The organism is Erythrobacter sp. SDW2 (assembly GCF_021431965.1).
Classification (GTDB): Bacteria; Pseudomonadota; Alphaproteobacteria; order Sphingomonadales; family Sphingomonadaceae; genus Parerythrobacter.
This window is the reverse complement of sequence record NZ_CP090370.1, coordinates 1,466,660-1,484,186: the sequence shown is the minus strand read 5'-3', so window position 1 is coordinate 1,484,186 and position 17,527 is coordinate 1,466,660. Positions and strand designations below refer to the sequence as shown.

Here is a 17,527-nt window from a genome sequence, read left to right as displayed (position 1 = left end):
CTCCATGAAGGCCTTGCGCGTCCAGCAGCTGTCCGACGACCTCTCGGGCATCGAACTGGTCGACCTGTCCGTGCCGGAGCGAGGCCCCGGGGAAGTGCTCGTCCGCGTCCACGCCGCCTCGCTCAACTTCCCGGACCTGCTGATGACGCAGGGGAAATACCAGTTCAAACCCGTACCGCCCTTTACCAGCGGGATGGAGCTTGCTGGCGAAGTGGTCGAAGCCGACAGCGACAGCGGCTTTGCAGCGGGCGATCTCGTGATGGGCGGGGCCAAGACCGGCGGCTTTGCCGAATACGCGGCAGTCCCGACCCGCTCCCTTCGGCGAGTACCCGAAGGCATCTCCGCTGCGGCGGCGGCTTCGATGGGGGCAACCTATCTCACCGCCTATGTCGCGCTGGCTGAATTGGGCGGACTGGAAGCCGGACAAACTGTACTTGTTCACGGGGCCAGTGGAGGGGTCGGCCTCGCCACCTGTGACCTTGCCAAGGCGCTGGGGGCCACGGTCATCGCCGCAACCCACAATCCGGCCAAGCTGGACGCACTCAAGGCGGCACGCGGCGTCGACCATGCGATCGTCAACACCGGGCGGTTTCGCGAGGATGTGATCGCCCTGACCGACAGTCGCCTGTGCGACCTGGTATTCGACCCGGTCGGTGGCGACGTGTTCGACGAAAGCACCCGCTGTGTCGCATTTGGTGGCAAGCTGCTGGTGGTCGGTTTTGTTTCCGGGCGCATTCCGGAGATCGCGGTCAATCTCCCGCTGATCAAGGGCTTTTCCGTCGTCGGGGTGCGCGCAGGCGAATACGCGCGACGATTCCCGGACCGCGGTGACCGGATCATGGCGGAGATTGCGCAACTCGCCAGCACCGGTGCAATCCAGCCGCATATCGACCGCACCCTGCCGCTGGAACGATGGCGCGAGGCTTTCGGCGCCATGGCAGCGGGTGAGTTGATCGGGAAAGTGGTGCTTCAGCCGGGATAGGGTGACTGTTTGAGCAGACCTGCCAAATGCGCGGCATTGCTGGCGACCATCTTTGCGGTTTCCGACACCTTGCGCGGGCGATGCTCGAGATCCTTGAAATCGACACTGCCCATGGCTTCGCCGACCCAGTAACAGGCCGCGACAGCCGGGATCGTCCACCCGGTATCGTTCAGGCTTTGGAAAATCTGCGAGGAGGCACAATGGGCTCCGTCCTCATTGCCGACAATCGCCGCTACCGCGACCTTGCCATAGCTGGGCATCCGCCCTGCATCGTCCGTTTCGCCAAGGAAGGCGTCCATCCGTTCGAGGGCACGCTTCGCAACGGAAGAGGCCTGTCCCATCCAGATCGGGGTCCCGAAGACCAGGATGTCGGCAGCCAGGACCTGCTCACGGATATGGGGCCAGTCATCGCCCTCGCCTTCATCTGAGGACACGCCGGGCTTGATGTTGAAGTCAGCCAGCCGGACAGGGTCCCCGACCGTCACATCGTGCTTGGCGAAGGATTCGCGCAAGACGCCGATCATGGCATCGGTGGAACTTGCGCGGGCGCCGGAGGGAGCCAGCGAGCAATTGAGGGCACATGCAGTAAGGGCCACGACATTCTCCTTTACAGGAGAAAGCCGCGGCCCGTGCCAATTGTTCCGAATGGGAGATTCTAGAGCGCGGAGATCACCTGGTCGGCCAACGCCTTGTCGGCTTCGGCGTCGTGCTTCTCGGCGATCAGCTTGCGGCTCGCCTTGGTGGCGGCAGCAGCGGCGGAGGCGCGGACCTCTTCGATCGCTTCACGCTCGGCGGCGGCAATCTTGTCTTCGGCCATCTTCTTGCGCCGTTCGACCAGCGCCTTGCTGTCAGCCTCGGCCTTGGCGACGATCGCGTCCGCTTCGTGCCGGGCGTTTTCCATCATCGCTTCGGCGTCCTTTTCGGCTCCGGCAATCTTTGCGCTGTATTCATCGCGCAGCTTTTCCGCTTCGGCCCGAAGCGCCTTGGCTTCGTCGAGCTGGGCTCGGATTTCAGCGATCTTGCTGTCGAGCCCGCCCGCCACAAGCTGCGGCACTTTCTTCCAGACAAAGACGGCAATCAAGACGACCATTGCCACGGATACCCACTGGTAGGGCTCCAGGAAAAAGGCGGTCGGTTCAGCGATTGCGCCTTCTTCGGCGGCAAGGAGGAAATCAAGCATTGAGCGCCTCCTTCACGGCCTTGGCGGCGGCCGGCTTGGTCACCTTCACGCCGGCAAGGCGCGAGACGATATCCTGCGCGGCCTCGACAGCGACGGTCTCGACTTCGGCCATGGCCTGGGCGCGGGCAGCGGCAATCCGCTCCTCGGCCTCGGCCAGCTTGGTGTCGAGCCGCTTCTGCGCGGTCGCGATGGTCTTTTCCGACTTCCTGGCGGCTTCAGCCTTGGCTTCGGCAACGAGCTTTTGCGCTGCAGCGCGGTTCTCGTTTTCACGCACCCGCCAGGCTTCTTCCTCGGCGTCAGCCTTGTCGCGCGCGGCCTGCGCAGCGGCAAGGTCGTCTGCGATCTGCTGGTCGCGCTGGCCCACGGTCGCCAGGACCTTGGGCACCATGCCGCGGCCGATGACGAAGAAAGTGAACCCGAAGAACACCAGCAACCAGAAGATCTGGCTGGAGTAGGTTTCCGCGAGCTGGGCAATCTGGGGCATGGAAGCGGTCCCGGAAAGTCAGTCAAACAAAGGGAACACGACGGAGCAAAGGCAATTGCCCCCGCCCCGTCGCATCAATCGGTATCTTAGGCGACGAAGATCAGGATCATCGCCACGACGAACGCCAGCAGGCCGAGAAGTTCGGCAGCGGCGAAGCCGATGAACAAACGCCCTTGCTGGCCATCGGCGGCACCCGGGTTGCGGAGAGCCGATTCGAGGAACGAGCCGAAAACGTTACCCACACCGATGGCGGCCATGCCGGCACCGATGGCTGCGAGACCCGCACCGACGAGCTTTGCTGCTTCTGCGTCCATTGTAATAACTCCTTGGGAAAATTCAGATGGTTGATCGGGAAACTTAGTGAAGGTGCTCGGCGTCGTTGATGTAGAGCGACGTGAGCAAGGCGAAAACATAGGCCTGGATGCCTGCGACCAGGATTTCCAGCGCGCTGATCGCCACCATCAGGGCGAAGCTGGGCAGGCTGACGAGCAGGCCGATGCCGACACCGGCGTTGATGCCGTTGATGACGAAGCTGGAAAGGACCTTGAGCAGCACGTGCCCGGCCATCATGGCGACGAACAGTCGCAGACCGAGGCTGAACGGGCGGATCAGGAACGAGAAGAACTCGATCAGGGCGATCGCGGGGACCATCGGCAGCGGCGTGCCATGCGGCACGAACAGGCTGAAGAAATGCAGCCCGTGCTTCCAGAAGCCTACGATCAGGACGATCGAGAAGCTGATGATCGCCAGCACACCGGTGATGGTGAAGTGGCTGGTAAAGGTGAACGGGTGGATGCCCAGCACGCCCAGCGGCAGCAGGCCAAGCAGGTTGCCGAACAGGATGAACATGAACAGGCTGAAGATGTAAGGCACATACTTGCGCCCTTCCTTGCCGATGTTGGCTTCCAGCATGTTGTCGATGAAGCCGGTGAAGCTTTCCACTGCCATCTGCCAGCGGCCCGGGACCAGCTGACGCTTCATCCCGCCGAGCATGAACACGGTCAGAGCGATCACGGTCACCAGCATCCACATGGAGCTGTTGGTGAACATGATGTTGTAGCCGGCAACTTCCCAGTTCTGCGAACCGAACATCGGTTCCACAGTGAACTGGTGCATCGGGTCGACTTTGCCTTCTTCGGCGGCCACGCGAAATCCTTACACGACTGGGCGAACCCGCGTCCCGGTCAGTCCTCGTTCGGACTTTCATCGGGAGGCGTGTTCGCCATCCGGAACACATTCCTGAAGGCGACGACTATCCCGAGGAACAGCCCCACCAACAGACCCCATGGGCCGGTATCGAACAGGGCATCGACTGCCCATCCGATCACCGTGCCGCCGAGAAGCCCGCCAAGGAGGTCCGCCAGCACACGGTTGCCGCTGCGGTAATTCGCGTCGGCACCGGTGCCCTGCGGCCGGTTGCGCTGCTCTTCCCGCTCGCGTGCGGCCTTCAGCCGCGCTTCGAGCGCGTCGATCCGCGCATCTTCGGCAATGGGTTCCCGGGCGGACTTTTCGTCGCTCATGCCATGCTCCTTTACTGAAGGCTTGCGCGGCACGGGCAAGAGCTGCCCGCCGAGGGCGCCGCCCCCTTAGAAGGGGGTCCAAAACAAGTCAACCGGACAGCACCCCAAGGTGCCGCCCGGTTGCGGAAATTTCTGCAACGGCCGTTGCGAAAGCGCCCCTACCCCTGCGGCGGCAAACAGCGCGGGTCGCGCATCTGGCCCGAACCGGTGCTGGTTTGCCAGGTGCCATTGGGAGCCTGATACTTCTCACCTGCTTCCGTGCGCGCGATGAGCTCGCACCCTTGCGCAAAGGCATATTCCTGCAAGGTAACGTTCTTTTCCTGCGCCTTGGCGGTGTAGTTCGCCCGACGCTTGATGTTGAGCTCAGCTACCAGATCCTCGATATCCTTGGGTTGGGAACCAACCACACCGAGGTAGCCATCGGGCTTCTCACCGACCTGCCCCTTGGCACGTGCCGCAGCATATTCCGGCGAACGCTGGAACAGGGCCGCCGCCGGCGTCGCCAGCGCCACGCCCAGCGCAGCTGCCAGAGCCAGTTTGCCGATCGAAAATTTCGCCATGGTACTCACCTTCAGAATATGTCCGCGTTTTCCTCGATGTTTTCCTTCACATCTTCCGCGAGACGATAGATCACTTCCTGCCGGATATTGATGTTGAGCTCGATCACGATGGGTTCCGCCGGTGCATTGATATTGATGCAACCGCCCAGCATGACCGGCACAGCCACCGATCCCGACACAATCTTCAACCCCCGTTTCATGGTGCGCGTTTTCGCACCGGACCCGCAGGCCGTCAATTTGGTGGCAGTCATAGGTCGTCCTCGCTTTCGGGGTCCTGAATAGGCGGTTTGGTTGGAGCAAGCTCCTGCTCTGGTTGGGGCTGTGGCGCTGGCGGTGTCGGCGGCGACCTGGGCATCAGGCCGGTGATACTGCGCGGATCGGGGATGTAGTCCGGGTCGTACAGCGAGCGCATATTGGTGAGCAACTGGTAGAACGGCGCCCTGATATTCACGTTGAAGCGGATCGGCAGCTTGGCCAGCCGTTTGGTGATGAAGTTCTTGCTGGCGCCCTCGCCCTGGCTGACGCCTTCGAAGCTGATCGCGGTCAGCACCTCGCCCGCCAGCGGGCCTTCGATGCCGACCCGCATCTGCTTGAAGTCGAGCGAGCGCAGCGACTGGAAGGCAAAATTGGCAATCGCCCCCATATCCTCATAGGTCAGCTCGCCGACATAGGACACATTGCCCCCCGGCGGACGCGCGATCAGCACGCTGTCCTCGATAAACCCGTTGCCGAATTCGTCGAACGTGACGCCGACGGTGCCGTCGAAAATCCCGCGTGCCGAAAGATTGCTCAACTCCAGCCGTTCGATGAACAGCGCAGCGTCGAGGCCACGGACATCGAAGATATAGCGCCGCGTTTCCGGCTGTGAGAAATCGAGCCGCACGGGCCGCATGGCGAGGGTGCCGCCCAGCCACGGCCAGCTGCCGTTCCTGATTTCCAGCAGGGTGCCGCCCGTCAGCTGCCAGGTGATGACGCCATCCTCGACCTCGATCCCGGGGTTGATGGATTTTACAAACAGCTTCTGATCGGGCGCGGTCGTCAAGCCCAGCAGGTCAGTGAATACGATCGTTCCCGAAGCGCCCCGCACTGGGCCGAAGGGCGCCGCCAGATCGAGCGAATCGGTGCGGAAGCGACCGGTTGAAGTGATGCCTCGAGCATTCCAGTCGATCCTGCCCGTGCCCGAAACCGCTCCGTCCACCAGAGCGACGATGCCTCGCGCCAGCTCGGTCAGGGTTACGGGCTGGAGCCTCGAATCAAACCGCAGTTCGTCCACCCGCAGGTCGGCGAAGCCGACGCCGCTGCCCAGGTCATGGGCGAGATCGACAAAAGTCACCACCCGGTCGCTGGTATTCTCGCGCAGGGCCGCGCTGGCTTCGATCCGGCCGTTGACCAGCGTCAGCGCCGCATCACGGGCGTAAAGCGGGTTGAACAGGTCCTCTTCCTTGCGATCCTCGACCCGGAAGGTGCCGCCATCGATCGCGAGGACACTGTCGATATAGCTCCAATTGCCGCTGGCCTCGCGGATGTCGAGCGGAACGGCATCGAGGGCAATATCGGCCTGCGCGAAGGTGCCGGTGATCTCCTCGCCCAGCTCGCCGCGCAGTTCGGGGATGAGGAAGCGCGCGGCATTGTCTTCCTCGCCGATGACGAGATCGACATCCAGCATCGCCAACTTGCCCGGCCAGGCGATGCCGACTGGACCGCTGGCGAGCCGGATCGGCGATTCGCCCAGTCTGCCCTTGAGGTCGAGCCCTGCCGCCCCCGCCACCACCGACAGGCCGCGACCATCAAACCGAAGGATCGGCCGCCCCCGCTGCGGGCACAGCGTCAGCCGCCGCGCGTCGAGGGTCAGGTCGTAGACACCCAGCTGCTGGAAACTGACCGGGGTGCACCCACCCCACATGGTGAAAGTCCCGTTCGCCGCCACCTGCCCGTCAAGCGGGACATTGAGCCCGCGTACAGCGCCGCCGGGCAGCGGACCGTCGGCCTGCATCGACCCTTTCAGCGTCAACGCCCCGCTGCGCGACTGGCGGATATCGAGGTCGGAAAAAGCCAGCCGGCTATCTTTCGCCGCATAGGGCGCCATGCGCAGGCGGAAGACCGAACCGGCCCCGTCGCGCTCCATCCGGCCCTGTACCTGCGGAAGCCCCGCCCCGCCCATGGCAATATTGCCGCTGATCAGGGGGACGCCGCTGCCCGTCGAACGGAGTTGCACCCGCGTCATGGTGGCAAGCACATCGCCGCCACGACCGCGCAAACTGGCGCGCGGGGCGACAATTGTCAGCCCCTCTTCACCCGATCGCACGGTGAAATCGGCGGCCAGCGATGACCCGACAACCTCACGCTCTATCGCAGAGGTCAGCTGCGCCAGCAGCGGCGCTGCCAGTGTTCCTTCAGCGGAGCCGACGCTGTCCCGGAGGCCCTGCAGGATCGAAGAATCGAGCGAGAGCCCCTCGCCCACCAATGCGATATCCGATTGCAGCGCGGTAAATCCCTTGTCGGTCCGCACCCCGCCGGTAACGCCGAGCGATGCGAGGCCGGTCCCGCCCGCTTCGGCCTGTTCGAGCGTCGAGTCGAACTTCGCCACCAACCGTCCGCCGCGTAGGGTAGCCTGTGTGCCAAGCGATGTGGCTTCGATAGAGCCACCTGCGAAAGCGATGCGCCCTGTCTTCCCTTCCAGCCTGATGTCGGCCCCGTCGAGCGTGGCATCGCCGGTAACGCCGAGCGAAAAGTCTGCCCTGGCCAAAGCCAGCCCTTGAGCCGGACACTGCGATTGGCCGGCCCGAAGCGGCCCGGTCAGGATCGGTCGTCCCCTTACCACCCGCACATCCCCGTACAGCGAGAGCCGCTGGAGCGTGCAGCCGTCATATTCCATGCGAGGCGCTATTGCCGCCAGCGTACCGGTGAACCCGTCGTCCAGTTCACCCTCGCCTTGCGCCTTCAGCCCGACATTGCCCCACGGCGTGTCGATCCGAGCGCGGCCGTCGTCGAGCAGGATGTCGAGATCGGGTAGTCCGGGCGGCTGGTCGCTCTCCGCGAAGATGGCCTTGTCGAGCGCGCCGAAGGTGATCTGGCCGTCTTCGCCGACCGACCCGTACAGCCGCGGTCGGGTCAGTTCTACTCGACCAATAGCAGGATAACCGAAGCGGTAGCGCAGGTTGATCACCACCCGTTCGATGGTCAAGTCCGGGTCGGCCGGATCGCCAATCACGACATTGCGCACGACCTGCCGCGCCGGGCTGATCGATTCGATATCGTAAGTGCCCGGCAGGTCGTACTGCTGCATTTGGTCGGCGATGATATTGTCGGCAATGCGCTCACGGCTGAGCCAGACGACCAGCACACCGATGGCGAGCATGGCCAGCAACGCCAGCCCGCCGATGCGGGCGGCCCGCCATGGCGCGCGGCTGGTACGGGCCACTGCGACCGCTGTCTCTTCGCCCGGTTCCATCGCACTCCACTTGCGCGTTCAGCCATGCAAAGGCAATGCTTCACAACGCTTGATTTGGCGGAGGGTTGCTTGCCGGACACAGAAAATGGCCAATTGCGCAGTCAGGCGTCCGAACATGGCGGTGCCGGCCACCGCGAGCGGCTGCGCGAGCGGCTGCTCAAAGGCGGTGCCGAAGCGCTGGCCGACTATGAAGTGCTGGAATATCTGCTGTTCGCCGCCTTCCGCCAGGGAGATACCAAGCCCATCGCGAAGGTCCTGATCAAGCGGTTCGGCTCTCTCTCGGCGGTGCTCAATGCCGATCCCGGCGCGCTGGCCGAGGTCAAGGGCATGGGCAAGACCAGCGCCGCCGCGCTCAAGGCCGTGGCGCTGGCCGCCCGGCGGATGACGCGCAACGAAGTGGAAGACAAGCCGGTGCTGGGCAGCTGGCAGGCGCTACTCGATTACCTGACGGTGGATATGGCGCATCTGACGGTCGAGCGGGTACGGGTGCTTTATCTCAACACCCAGAACCGGCTGATCCAGGACCACCATGTGGGTGACGGCTCCATTGACGAGGCGGCGATCCATCCGCGCGAAGTCATCCGTCGCGGGCTGGACCTTGGCGCGACCGCGCTGATACTCGTGCACAATCACCCCAGCGGCAATCCCGAACCGAGCCGGGCCGATATCCAGATCACCAACCGCATCGCCGAGGCCGGACGCTTGCTCGGCATTACCGTCCACGATCATGTGATCGTGGGACGGCAGGGTCACATCAGCCTGCGGGCAAAGGGCCTGATCTGAGGCCTAGCGCGGCGGCTTGACGCCCCATTTGTCGTACTGGAGTTCCAAGACCGGGGACATTCCGAGCGCGGTTTCGATATCCTTGCGACCACCCTTGTCGCCCAGTTCCAGCCGCACGATCCCGCGCAAATACCGCGACCCTGCCGTGCCGGGCGAGAGCTTGAGCGCGGCTTCGAGGTCCTGCAATGCCTTGTCGTACTCGCCGCGACGGTAGTAGGCCATCGCCCGGCTATCCAACGCCGCGGACGGATCGCTGGTCGCTTCGACCGCCTGCGTGCAGACATCGATGGTGGCATCGGTCACCGCGTTGAAGATGCCCATCTGCCAGCATGCAGCATTGAGCAGGTCAAGCTCGTCAGGTTCCAGCAAGATGGTATCGTCGAGCAGCGCCGCCCCTTCATCGCGCCGTCCGGCGTAGGAAAGCGCATAGCTCATGGCTTCGGCCGCATCGGCTTCCTTGGCGAAGGCGGCATATTCCTCTGCCGCGACAATCGCTTCGTCATGACGGCCAAGCAGCGACAGGATATCGGACTGCCAGTAAAGCGTCCCGCCATCGCCCTGCATTTCTTCGACTGCACGGTAATCCGCCAGCGCCTTCTCCAGCTCGCCCATTTCGTAGTAGCTCGCCGCGCGGCGGCTCAAATAGTCTGAAGAAGCCTCTTCTTCGTTGGCTGCGGTAAGATCGGCAATCGCGCCGGCATAGTCATAGATCGAAGTCCGGAACGACGCGCGCGTGCCATAGGAAGCGGCAATATCCTCGTCGCGCTCGATGGCCTGCTCGACGAATTTCGCCATCGCAGCTTCGATCGGTGCCAGCAGCTTGCGGTCGGCACCAAAGTATTCCCACGCTTCGCGCGCATCGATGGTTGCGCGCATGCGCGGCAAATTGCGATTGAGGCGGCTGGTGGCGATCTTTTCCGCGCGGATCCGGTCGGCCGGTATCTCCCGCGCAACCGTGCGATAGGACTGTTCGAGCACCAGCTTGCCCTCGGCGAGCGAGGCGCGCGACTGGACCAGCGCGCCTCCGGCGGTCTGGTCGATATTGGCCTCGCCACGCAGCGTCACTCCGGCCCCGCCGTCCGGCAAAACGATGGTGGCAAAGCTGCGATCGTATTTCGGTCCCGAGACGACCAGCGGCAGTTCCCTCCATTCGGGACGGGCGCGATCGGCAGAAATCGTGCGCTCGCGCAGCACCTGCGCCGGTAGGGCACTTTCCGAATAGCCGCGCTTACGCTCCCAATCGGACCAAAGGATGCCCGATGCGGTAATCACCGCAGTCGACCGGTCCCGGTCATAGACGACACTAGAGTCGATGACATTCGAGTAGCCTATGGCTCCCATGACCACAGAATCGATCGACGCGCGCCGCATCTCGTCATTGCCGGTGAGTATGTTCTCCCATTGGGTCGCCTCGGCCCCGCTGGTTTCGATCCGGACATCGAACAGGCCGGGGACGAAAAGGCCAGCGCTCTGGTCGACGGTCAACGTCACCGTGCCATCGGGCAGCGACTTGGGCCGCTCGACCATTTCGATCAGGTCCGACCCTGCTTCGGTCAGCGGCAGGGCGTAATAGAACCGCGGGACATCGGCAATGTTCTCCAGCCGCGTGCCCGCATTGGTCCCGTCGAGCCAGTAGACCTGGCCATCGATCACCGCGCGCACGATCATGTGGTCGAAATTGCTCGCCATCGGCAACTTGACGGAAACGGTATCACCCGCCCGGCTCAGCACCAGCACCGGATCGGCTTCGATCCCCATCTCGCGCAGCATGGCGAGCAGCAGCATGCTCTTGGCCTTGCAGTCGCCATAGCGCTGCTCCCAGGTCTCGGAAGGTTTCTGGGGCAGGTAGTTGCCGCCATCGAGCCCGTTGAGGAGGTAGCTGATTTCATCCTGCACCAGCTTGGTGGCGGCCGCAGCGCGGGCCAGCGGCGTGTCGTGCGTGGCCATGATCTGCGCCACCTGACCGGCAATTTCGCCCCCTGGGACGACAGCGCCGGTGGTGGTAAAATGCGGATACATCGTCCGCGACAGATCGGGGTAGTCGGCAAAATTGGTCGCCTGCAGCATTGGTGGCAGGCGATAGCGGGCCGGCGCGTTGTAGGGCGTGTCGTCCTGCTCCTCGATCGGGATCGCGACCGAAAGCGAGTAATAGCCGTCCTTGAGCACCGGCGAAGGCTTGTCGAACTTGCCCTCGGCGGCCCACCTGATGTCCTCATCGGCGGGCCAGGAGACGCTGACGCTGCCCTTGCTCAGCGGCAGTTCACCGGCCGGCAGGTAATTCGCGTACTGCATCTTGTCGCCCAGCGCCTGGTCGGCAAGCGTGACCGAATAGGCTAGGCGCAACACGTCGCCCACCCGCGCGCCCGGCACGTTGATGGTCGCCGTCAACTGGCCATCGACCATACGCTGTTCCAGCATGCGCTCGCGGCGCAGCACCTCGAAACGCCTGCCGTCGGCGATCAGGTCGATCACCTGTCCGTCGCGCAGCAGGTCGAGCCGGTGGATGATCAGGTCACCCTTGTCGGGCAGCCAGTCGGCGCTGAGAGTCCCGAACTGGGTAAGGACCTGCGGCGTGTTGAGGTTGAGGGCCATGTCCTGGTACTGCCACAGCCGTCCGTTCTCTAGCCGGGTCTGCGTGTCATAGAGCAGGAAAGTAAAATCGGTGTCGTCCGACTTTGGCGGGAGGCTCGCGGGGACGACCCAGCCCGGCGCCGCTTCATAAAGTGGCTCGGTACCCGCGACCGCCGGTGCCGCCCAGGCCAGCACTCCAAGTGCAGCCCCACATGCGGCAGAAGCCGCCAATCGCAATTTCATCAAGCCGCCCCAATCGTTCAAGCAATTCTCTCTCGCCAGTCGTGTCGCAACAATCGGAGACCGACGCAAGTGGCCCATTGGCTCTGCACCGAGAATCCCCACCGCCTGCGCAACAAAGCCGGTTTGTGCGGCGCAAGCGGGGTTGAACAATCGCCGCGTGCGCCCTAGCCGCCGCGCAACACCTGCCAACCACTTGCCCGGAGTCGACCGATGGTCCCCCGCTATGCCCGCCCCGAAATGACCGCCATCTGGGAGCCGGAAGCCCGCTATCGCATCTGGTTCGAGATCGAGGCGCATGCGACCGACAAGCTCGGTGAACTGGGCGTGGTTCCGGCCAGCGCCGGCAAGGCGCTGTGGGACTGGTGGGCGACGAACCCCAAGATCGATGTCGACGCCATCGACGCAATCGAGGCCGTGACCAAGCATGACGTGATCGCTTTCCTGACCTGGGTGGCGGAGAACGTCGGTGACGAGGCGCGCTTCATGCACCAGGGTATGACCAGCAGCGATGTGCTCGACACCACGCTGGCCGTCCAACTGGCGCGGGCGAGCGACATCCTGCTGGCCGATCTCGACGATCTGCTCGCAGCCATCCGCCGCCGTGCGGAAGAGCATAAATACTCGCCGACTATCGGCCGCAGCCACGGCATCCATGCCGAACCGGTGACCTTCGGGCTCAAGCTGGCGCAGGCCTATGCCGAGTTCGACCGCTGCAAGGCGAGGCTCGAAGCCGCGCGCGCGGAAATCGCCACCTGCGCCATCAGCGGCGCGGTCGGCACTTTCGCCAATATCGATCCGGCGGTCGAAGAGTATGTCGCCCAGAAGATGGGCCTGACAGTCGAGCCGGTCAGCACCCAGGTGATCCCGCGCGACCGACACGCGATGTTCTTCGCCACGCTGGCGGTGGTTGCGGGCAGCATCGAGCGCCTTGCGGTCGAAATCCGCCACCTTCAGCGCACCGAAGTGCTCGAAGCCGAGGAGTATTTCTCGCCCGGCCAGAAGGGTTCGTCGGCCATGCCGCACAAGCGCAACCCGATCCTGACCGAGAACCTGACCGGGCAAGCGCGGATGATCCGCGCCTATGCCCTGCCCGCTCTGGAAAACGTCGCGCTGTGGCACGAGCGCGATATTTCGCACAGCTCGGTCGAACGCTTCATCGGGCCCGACGCCACCATCACGCTCGACTTCGCCCTCGCCCGCCTGACCGGCGTGGTGGACAAGCTGCTGGTCTATCCTGAGCGGATGCAGGCCAATATGGACCGCATGGGCGGCCTGATCCATTCGCAGCGGGTGCTGCTGGCGCTGACGCAGGCCGGGGTCAGCCGCGAGGACGCCTACCGCCTGGTCCAGCGCAACGCGATGAAGGTTTGGGAATCGGACGGAAGACTGATGCTGCTCGACCTTCTCAAGCAGGATGAGGAAGTGGCCGCCGCGCTCAGCCCCGCGCAGCTCGAGGAGAAGTTCGACCTCGAATACCACTTCAGGCACGTCGACACGATCTTCGCGCGGGTATTCGGCTAGACCTTTCGCCGCTCTCGCCCTAGCATCCCGGGTGAAGGGAGAACGAGAGGAAGATGCGAATAATCCGAACCTTGCTGTTCGCCGCCTTCGGGCTGATCGCGCTGATATTCATCGGCCTCAACTGGCGTGAACGGGTGCCGGTGCGGATTTGGCCGTTCGACGAAGGCCTGCTGTTCGAATGGCCGGTCGGCTTCATTGCGCCGGTCTTCTTCCTGCTCGGTTTCCTGCCTATGTGGTTCTATCACCGCGGCGTTAAGTGGAGCCTGTCGCGCAAGGTGGTGAGCCTCGAGAACGCAGCCCGCACAAATGTTGCGCCCAAACCGGCCGCCCCGTCGCCCTCGCCGCCACCGCCGCCACAGGCCGAAAGCGATGTGCTCAAGCCCGAGAGTGAAGCCTGATGTCGAACCCGGTCTTTCTCGCGCTCGATGTCCCCCGGCTCGAAGCGGCCAAGGAATTGGTCAACAAGGTCAAGGCGCATATCGGCGGGGTCAAGCTGGGGATGGAGTTCTTCTATGCCCATGGCCATCACGGGGTGCATGAAATCGCCCACGTCGGCCTGCCGATCTTCCTCGACCTGAAGCTGCACGACATTCCCAACACCGTGGCCGGCGCGATGCAGGCGATTCACGTGCTGGAACCCGCCATCGTCACTGTCCATGCCAGCGGCGGGCGCGCGATGATGGAGGATGCCAAGGCGGCGGCAGGCGAAAACACAAAAGTCGTCGCCGTCACCATGCTCACCAGCCTCGACGAGCGCGACCTGATGCGTACCGGTGTCAATGGTTCGGCGCACGACCAGGTGCTGCGCCTGGCCGAGTTGGCCGAAGCGAGCGGCCTCGACGGCATCGTCTGTTCGGGCCATGAAGTCGGTGCCGTGCACAAGCAGTGGAAGAAGGGTTTTTTCGTGGTCCCCGGCCTACGCCCTGCGGACTCGTCCGCGGGTGACCAGAAGCGCGTCGTCACCCCGCGCCAGGCCCGCGACGATGGTGCCAGCGTGCTGGTGATCGGCCGGCCGATCAGCCGCGCCGACGATCCCCTCGGTGCAGCGCGAGCGATCGAGGCTACGCTGTAGCTTGGTCGATCACGCCACCCCCACCCTGCCCTCGCGCGATTTCGAGGCGACCGAGGCGTTCTACGCCGCGCTAGGCTTTGTCACGCAGTGGAAGGATGGCGGGTGGATGATCCTGACGCGCGGCCCAAAAGATAGCGGCGTGCAGCTCGAATTCTTCCCCTATCCCGATCTCGATCCGGCGACGAGTTCGCACGGATGCTGCCTGCGGCTCGACGATCTGGCCGGGTTCCATGCCACATGCCTTGCGGCGGGCATCGAGCAGAAAGCGACCGGCTGGCCCCGCATCAGCCCGCCCCGCCGCGAGGCCAGCGGTCTCACTATCGCCTATCTCGTCGATCCCGATTGCTCGCTGCTGCGGCTGATCCAGAATGACTAGGCTCCTTTTCGCCTTGTCCTGCATCGCCTTTTCGGCCTGCATCCCGTCGGAAATACGCGCACCGGTGGCGGAGCAGGAGGCCGGGCGCGATGTGGTGCGGTTCGGCGAAGTGTCTTTTACCGAACTTAGACCGGGCGTGTGGCAGCATACGACCTATCTCGACCTGATGGGCTTCGGGCCGGTGCCCTCGAACGGTCTGCTGGTGGTCGATGGCGAGAGCAGCCTGCTGGTCGATACCGCGTGGACCGAATACCAGACCGCGCAGATCCTGCGCTGGGCGGCCGAGGTGCTGGGCAAGCCCGTGCGCGCGGCGGTCGTCACCCACGCCCATCAGGACAAGATGGGCGGAATCGGTGCGCTGAATGCAGCGGGTCTCCCCAGTTGGGCCAATCCGCTGAGCAACGAGTTGGCACCGCAGAATGATTTGCTTCCTGCAAGCAATGCACTGGCTTTCGATGCCCAAGGCTGGGCGATCGGGGCAGGAGCGGCGGTATTGGCTCCGCTCAAGGTCTATTTCCCCGGCGGGGCGCATACGCGCGACAATATCACGGTTGGCCTGCCCGACATTGGGCTCGCCTTCGGGGGCTGCATGATCAAGGGGAGCGACGCGCCGACGCTGGGTAATCTCGGCGATGCCGACACCGCCGCCTATGCCCGGTCGGTGCGCAACTTCAGCGCCGCCTTTCCCGATGCCGGCCTGATCGTGATGAGCCATTCCCCGCCCGAAGGACGCGAAGCGATCGCACGTTCGTTGGCTCTGGCGCTTGAACTGGCGGAAGAACTCTCGCAATAGCGCGGCCATGACCGGCATCAAGATCTGCGGCATCGACCGGGCCAAAGTGCTCGAAGCGGCGATTGCCGCGCGGGCGAGCCATGTCGGCCTGGTGTTCTTCCCGCCTTCACCACGTTTTCTGTCCAGCGCAGATGCGGCCGCTTTGTCCTTGCAGGCCAAGGGACGGGTCATTCGGGTCGGGCTGTTCGTCGATCCGGATGACGCGGCGCTGACCGAAGGTGTCGCGACCGGGCTCGACGCGATCCAGCTGCATGGCGAGGAGAGCCCGGCGCGGGTGGCGGAGGTCAAGGCGCGGTATGGGTTGGAAGTGTGGAAGGTCCTGCCAGTCGCCACGGCGGATGATATCGCGCGGTCCCATGCCTATCATGGCGCGGCGGATTTTCTGCTGTTCGACGCCAAGACGCCCAAGGGCGCGCTGCCCGGCGGGATGGGCCTGCGGTTCGACTGGTCGCTGCTGACCGCCTATCGCGGACCCACCGCGTGGGGCCTCGCCGGCGGGCTCAACGCGGGCAATGTCGCCCAGGCGATCGCACGCACCGGCGCACCATTGGTCGATGCCTCGAGCGGTATCGAGAGCGCGCCCGGTGTGAAGGACGTTACGAAGATCGTGGCCTTCTGCGCCGCTGCCCATCGCGGCGCGTAGGCGAGATACAATTGCCGCAATCTATAGTGTCTCGACTTCGCCCGACACGAACGGCATGGGGGGTCGCATGAACACCCCCACCAAACCAAACACCTTCCGCAACATGCCGGACGAGCGAGGCCATTTCGGCGACTATGGCGGGCGCTATGTCGCCGAGACGCTGATGCCGCTGGTGCTCGACCTCGAGCGCGAATATCGCGCCGCACAGGCCGACCCGGCGTTCCAGGCGCAGTTCGACGACTTGCTCGAACACTATGTCGGCCGCCCCAGCCCGCTCTATTTCGCTGAGCGGCTGACCGAGGCGCTCGGCGGGGCACAGGTGTGGTTCAAGCGCGACGAGCTCAACCACACCGGCGCGCACAAGATCAACAATTGCATCGGGCAGATCCTGCTCGCCATGCGGATGGGCAAGACCCGCATCATCGCCGAAACCGGCGCGGGCCAGCACGGGGTCGCCACCGCGACCGTCTGCGCGCGCTTCGGCCTGCCCTGCGTGATCTACATGGGCGCGACCGATGTCGCCCGGCAGGCACCCAATGTGTTCCGCATGAAGCTGCTCGGCGCGGAAGTGGTGCCCGTCACGAGCGGCGCGGCGACATTAAAGGACGCGATGAACGAAGGGCTGCGCGACTGGGTCGCGAATGTCCATGACACCTTCTACATCATCGGCACCGCCGCCGGGCCGCATCCGTACCCTGAGCTGGTGCGCGATTTCCAGAGCGTGATCGGCAAGGAAGCGCGCGCACAAATGATGCAACGCACCGGACGCCTGCCCGATCTGCTGGTGGCGGCGATCGGTGGCGGCTCCAATGCACTGGGCCTGTTCCACCCCTTTCTCGACGATCCCGATGTGAAGATGCTGGGGGTCGAGGCGGCAGGCTACGGCCTAGATGGTGACCAGCACGCGGCCAGCCTGCTCGGCGGCTTCCCCGGCGTGCTCCATGGCAACAAGACCTACCTGCTGCAGGACGAGGACGGCCAGATCACCGAGGGCCACTCGATCAGCGCGGGGCTCGATTATCCCGGCATCGGGCCGGAACATGCCTGGCTCAAGGACATGGGCCGGGTCGAATACACCGCAGTCACCGATGACGAGGCGCTCGACGCCTTCCAGCTGCTGTGCCGGACCGAGGGGATCATCCCCGCCCTGGAGCCGAGCCACGCCATCGCCGCCGTGGCCAAGGTCGCGAAGACCATGGACCGCGACCAGATCATCCTCGCCAATCTCTGCGGGCGCGGCGACAAGGACATCTTCACAGTAGGTGAGAAGCTGGGAGTGGAGATGTGATGGCCCCGCAAAAGCCCTCTCCCCTTCAGGGGAGAGGGTTGGGAGAGGGGAATGAGAACT

General features: G+C 64.2%; 19 protein-coding genes. 9 read left to right on the top strand and 10 right to left on the bottom strand.

Annotation, left to right across the window (positions count from 1 at the left end):
• Window positions 1–4 precede the first annotated feature (4 nt).
• A complete protein-coding gene (locus tag LY632_RS07285; protein ID WP_234090488.1) occupies window positions 5–982 on the top strand; it encodes an NADPH:quinone oxidoreductase family protein in 978 nt (325 codons plus the stop codon).
• Here LY632_RS07285 and LY632_RS07280 read toward each other — a convergent pair.
• The 9 genes from LY632_RS07280 to LY632_RS07240 all read right to left on the bottom strand — a co-directional run bounded on the left by LY632_RS07280 (window position 970) and on the right by LY632_RS07240 (window position 8,177).
• Window positions 970–1,578: a flavodoxin family protein gene (locus tag LY632_RS07280; RefSeq protein WP_234090487.1), complete on the bottom strand. Its 609-nt coding sequence runs from the start codon at window positions 1,576–1,578 to the stop codon at window positions 970–972. The two genes, LY632_RS07285 and LY632_RS07280, sit on opposite strands and share 13 nt — an antisense overlap.
• Before the next feature lie 59 nt (window positions 1,579–1,637).
• A complete protein-coding gene (locus LY632_RS07275) occupies window positions 1,638–2,162 on the bottom strand; it encodes a hypothetical protein (RefSeq protein ID WP_234090486.1) in 525 nt (174 codons plus the stop codon).
• A complete protein-coding gene (locus LY632_RS07270) occupies window positions 2,155–2,646 on the bottom strand; it encodes an ATPase (RefSeq protein ID WP_234090485.1) in 492 nt (163 codons plus the stop codon). The genes LY632_RS07275 and LY632_RS07270 overlap by 8 nt, the downstream gene beginning before the upstream one ends.
• A gap of 86 nt (window positions 2,647–2,732) precedes the next feature.
• A complete protein-coding gene (locus LY632_RS07265) occupies window positions 2,733–2,960 on the bottom strand; it encodes a F0F1 ATP synthase subunit C (RefSeq protein ID WP_011414432.1) in 228 nt (75 codons plus the stop codon).
• Window positions 2,961–3,003: 43 nt separating this feature from the next.
• On the bottom strand, window positions 3,004–3,762 hold the full coding sequence (locus tag LY632_RS07260; protein ID WP_234093177.1) for a F0F1 ATP synthase subunit A: 759 nt from the start codon (window positions 3,760–3,762) through the stop codon (window positions 3,004–3,006).
• A 68-nt stretch (window positions 3,763–3,830) separates the two neighbouring features.
• On the bottom strand, window positions 3,831–4,166 hold the full coding sequence (locus LY632_RS07255) for an AtpZ/AtpI family protein (protein WP_234090484.1): 336 nt from the start codon (window positions 4,164–4,166) through the stop codon (window positions 3,831–3,833).
• 158 nt (window positions 4,167–4,324) lie between these two features.
• Window positions 4,325–4,726 (bottom strand): YdbL family protein, encoded by a 402-nt coding sequence (locus LY632_RS07250; protein WP_234090483.1) that lies wholly within the window; start codon window positions 4,724–4,726, stop codon window positions 4,325–4,327.
• Between the two features lie 11 nt (window positions 4,727–4,737).
• Entirely contained in the window at window positions 4,738–4,926 is a 189-nt protein-coding gene (locus LY632_RS07245; protein ID WP_234090482.1) for a YnbE family lipoprotein, read from the bottom strand.
• Between the two features lie 47 nt (window positions 4,927–4,973).
• Window positions 4,974–8,177, bottom strand: a complete 3,204-nt coding sequence (locus LY632_RS07240; protein WP_234090481.1) for a YdbH domain-containing protein — start codon at window positions 8,175–8,177, stop codon at window positions 4,974–4,976.
• Window positions 8,178–8,246: 69 nt separating this feature from the next.
• Here LY632_RS07240 and radC point away from each other — a divergent pair, with 69 nt between their 5' ends.
• A complete protein-coding gene (gene radC, locus LY632_RS07235; protein WP_234090480.1) occupies window positions 8,247–8,960 on the top strand; it encodes a DNA repair protein RadC in 714 nt (237 codons plus the stop codon).
• 3 nt (window positions 8,961–8,963) lie between these two features.
• Here the strand turns inward: radC and LY632_RS07230 are convergent, their stop codons facing one another.
• A complete protein-coding gene (locus LY632_RS07230; protein ID WP_234090479.1) occupies window positions 8,964–11,726 on the bottom strand; it encodes a DUF3857 domain-containing protein in 2,763 nt (920 codons plus the stop codon).
• 258 nt (window positions 11,727–11,984) lie between these two features.
• Between LY632_RS07230 and purB the strand changes: the two genes are divergently transcribed.
• The 7 genes from purB (at window position 11,985) to trpB (ending at window position 17,467) form a co-directional block, all read left to right on the top strand.
• A complete protein-coding gene (gene purB / locus LY632_RS07225; RefSeq protein ID WP_234090478.1) occupies window positions 11,985–13,295 on the top strand; it encodes an adenylosuccinate lyase in 1,311 nt (436 codons plus the stop codon).
• Between the two features lie 53 nt (window positions 13,296–13,348).
• On the top strand, window positions 13,349–13,693 hold the full coding sequence (locus LY632_RS07220) for a LapA family protein (RefSeq protein ID WP_234090477.1): 345 nt from the start codon (window positions 13,349–13,351) through the stop codon (window positions 13,691–13,693).
• Window positions 13,693–14,367: an orotidine-5'-phosphate decarboxylase gene (gene pyrF / locus LY632_RS07215; RefSeq protein WP_234090476.1), complete on the top strand. Its 675-nt coding sequence runs from the start codon at window positions 13,693–13,695 to the stop codon at window positions 14,365–14,367. Before LY632_RS07220 ends, pyrF begins: the two co-directional genes overlap by 1 nt.
• A gap of 1 nt (window position 14,368) precedes the next feature.
• Complete coding sequence (locus LY632_RS07210) at window positions 14,369–14,743, top strand: bleomycin resistance protein (RefSeq protein WP_234090475.1); 375 nt, start codon at window positions 14,369–14,371, stop codon at window positions 14,741–14,743.
• The gene (bla, locus tag LY632_RS07205; protein WP_234090474.1) at window positions 14,736–15,536 is read left to right on the top strand and encodes a subclass B1 metallo-beta-lactamase; all 801 of its coding nucleotides are present in this window, start codon (window positions 14,736–14,738) and stop codon (window positions 15,534–15,536) included. Before LY632_RS07210 ends, bla begins: the two co-directional genes overlap by 8 nt.
• A 7-nt stretch (window positions 15,537–15,543) precedes the next feature.
• Window positions 15,544–16,179, top strand: coding sequence for a phosphoribosylanthranilate isomerase (locus tag LY632_RS07200; protein WP_234090473.1), 636 nt, complete (start codon window positions 15,544–15,546; stop codon window positions 16,177–16,179).
• Between the two features lie 67 nt (window positions 16,180–16,246).
• Window positions 16,247–17,467, top strand: coding sequence for a tryptophan synthase subunit beta (gene trpB / locus LY632_RS07195; protein WP_234090472.1), 1,221 nt, complete (start codon window positions 16,247–16,249; stop codon window positions 17,465–17,467).
• The last annotated feature ends 60 nt before the right edge of the window (window positions 17,468–17,527 follow it).

Bases quoted from the DNA above. Each gene is read 5' to 3' on its own strand.
- LY632_RS07285 (WP_234090488.1), top strand. From the start codon at position 5: ATGAAGGCCTTGCGCGTCCAGCAGCTGTCCGACGACCTCTCGGGCATC.
- LY632_RS07275 (WP_234090486.1), bottom strand. From the start codon at position 2,162: ATGCTTGATTTCCTCCTTGCCGCCGAAGAAGGCGCAATCGCTGAACCG.
- LY632_RS07270 (WP_234090485.1), bottom strand. From the start codon at position 2,646: ATGCCCCAGATTGCCCAGCTCGCGGAAACCTACTCCAGCCAGATCTTC.
- LY632_RS07265 (WP_011414432.1), bottom strand. From the start codon at position 2,960: ATGGACGCAGAAGCAGCAAAGCTCGTCGGTGCGGGTCTCGCAGCCATC.
- LY632_RS07260 (WP_234093177.1), bottom strand. From the start codon at position 3,762: ATGCACCAGTTCACTGTGGAACCGATGTTCGGTTCGCAGAACTGGGAA.
- LY632_RS07255 (WP_234090484.1), bottom strand. From the start codon at position 4,166: ATGAGCGACGAAAAGTCCGCCCGGGAACCCATTGCCGAAGATGCGCGG.
- LY632_RS07250 (WP_234090483.1), bottom strand. From the start codon at position 4,726: ATGGCGAAATTTTCGATCGGCAAACTGGCTCTGGCAGCTGCGCTGGGC.
- LY632_RS07245 (WP_234090482.1), bottom strand. From the start codon at position 4,926: ATGAAACGGGGGTTGAAGATTGTGTCGGGATCGGTGGCTGTGCCGGTC.
- LY632_RS07240 (WP_234090481.1), bottom strand. From the start codon at position 8,177: ATGGAACCGGGCGAAGAGACAGCGGTCGCAGTGGCCCGTACCAGCCGC.
- purB (WP_234090478.1), top strand. From the start codon at position 11,985: ATGGTCCCCCGCTATGCCCGCCCCGAAATGACCGCCATCTGGGAGCCG.
- LY632_RS07220 (WP_234090477.1), top strand. From the start codon at position 13,349: ATGCGAATAATCCGAACCTTGCTGTTCGCCGCCTTCGGGCTGATCGCG.
- pyrF (WP_234090476.1), top strand. From the start codon at position 13,693: ATGTCGAACCCGGTCTTTCTCGCGCTCGATGTCCCCCGGCTCGAAGCG.
- bla (WP_234090474.1), top strand. From the start codon at position 14,736: ATGACTAGGCTCCTTTTCGCCTTGTCCTGCATCGCCTTTTCGGCCTGC.
- LY632_RS07200 (WP_234090473.1), top strand. From the start codon at position 15,544: ATGACCGGCATCAAGATCTGCGGCATCGACCGGGCCAAAGTGCTCGAA.
- trpB (WP_234090472.1), top strand. From the start codon at position 16,247: ATGAACACCCCCACCAAACCAAACACCTTCCGCAACATGCCGGACGAG.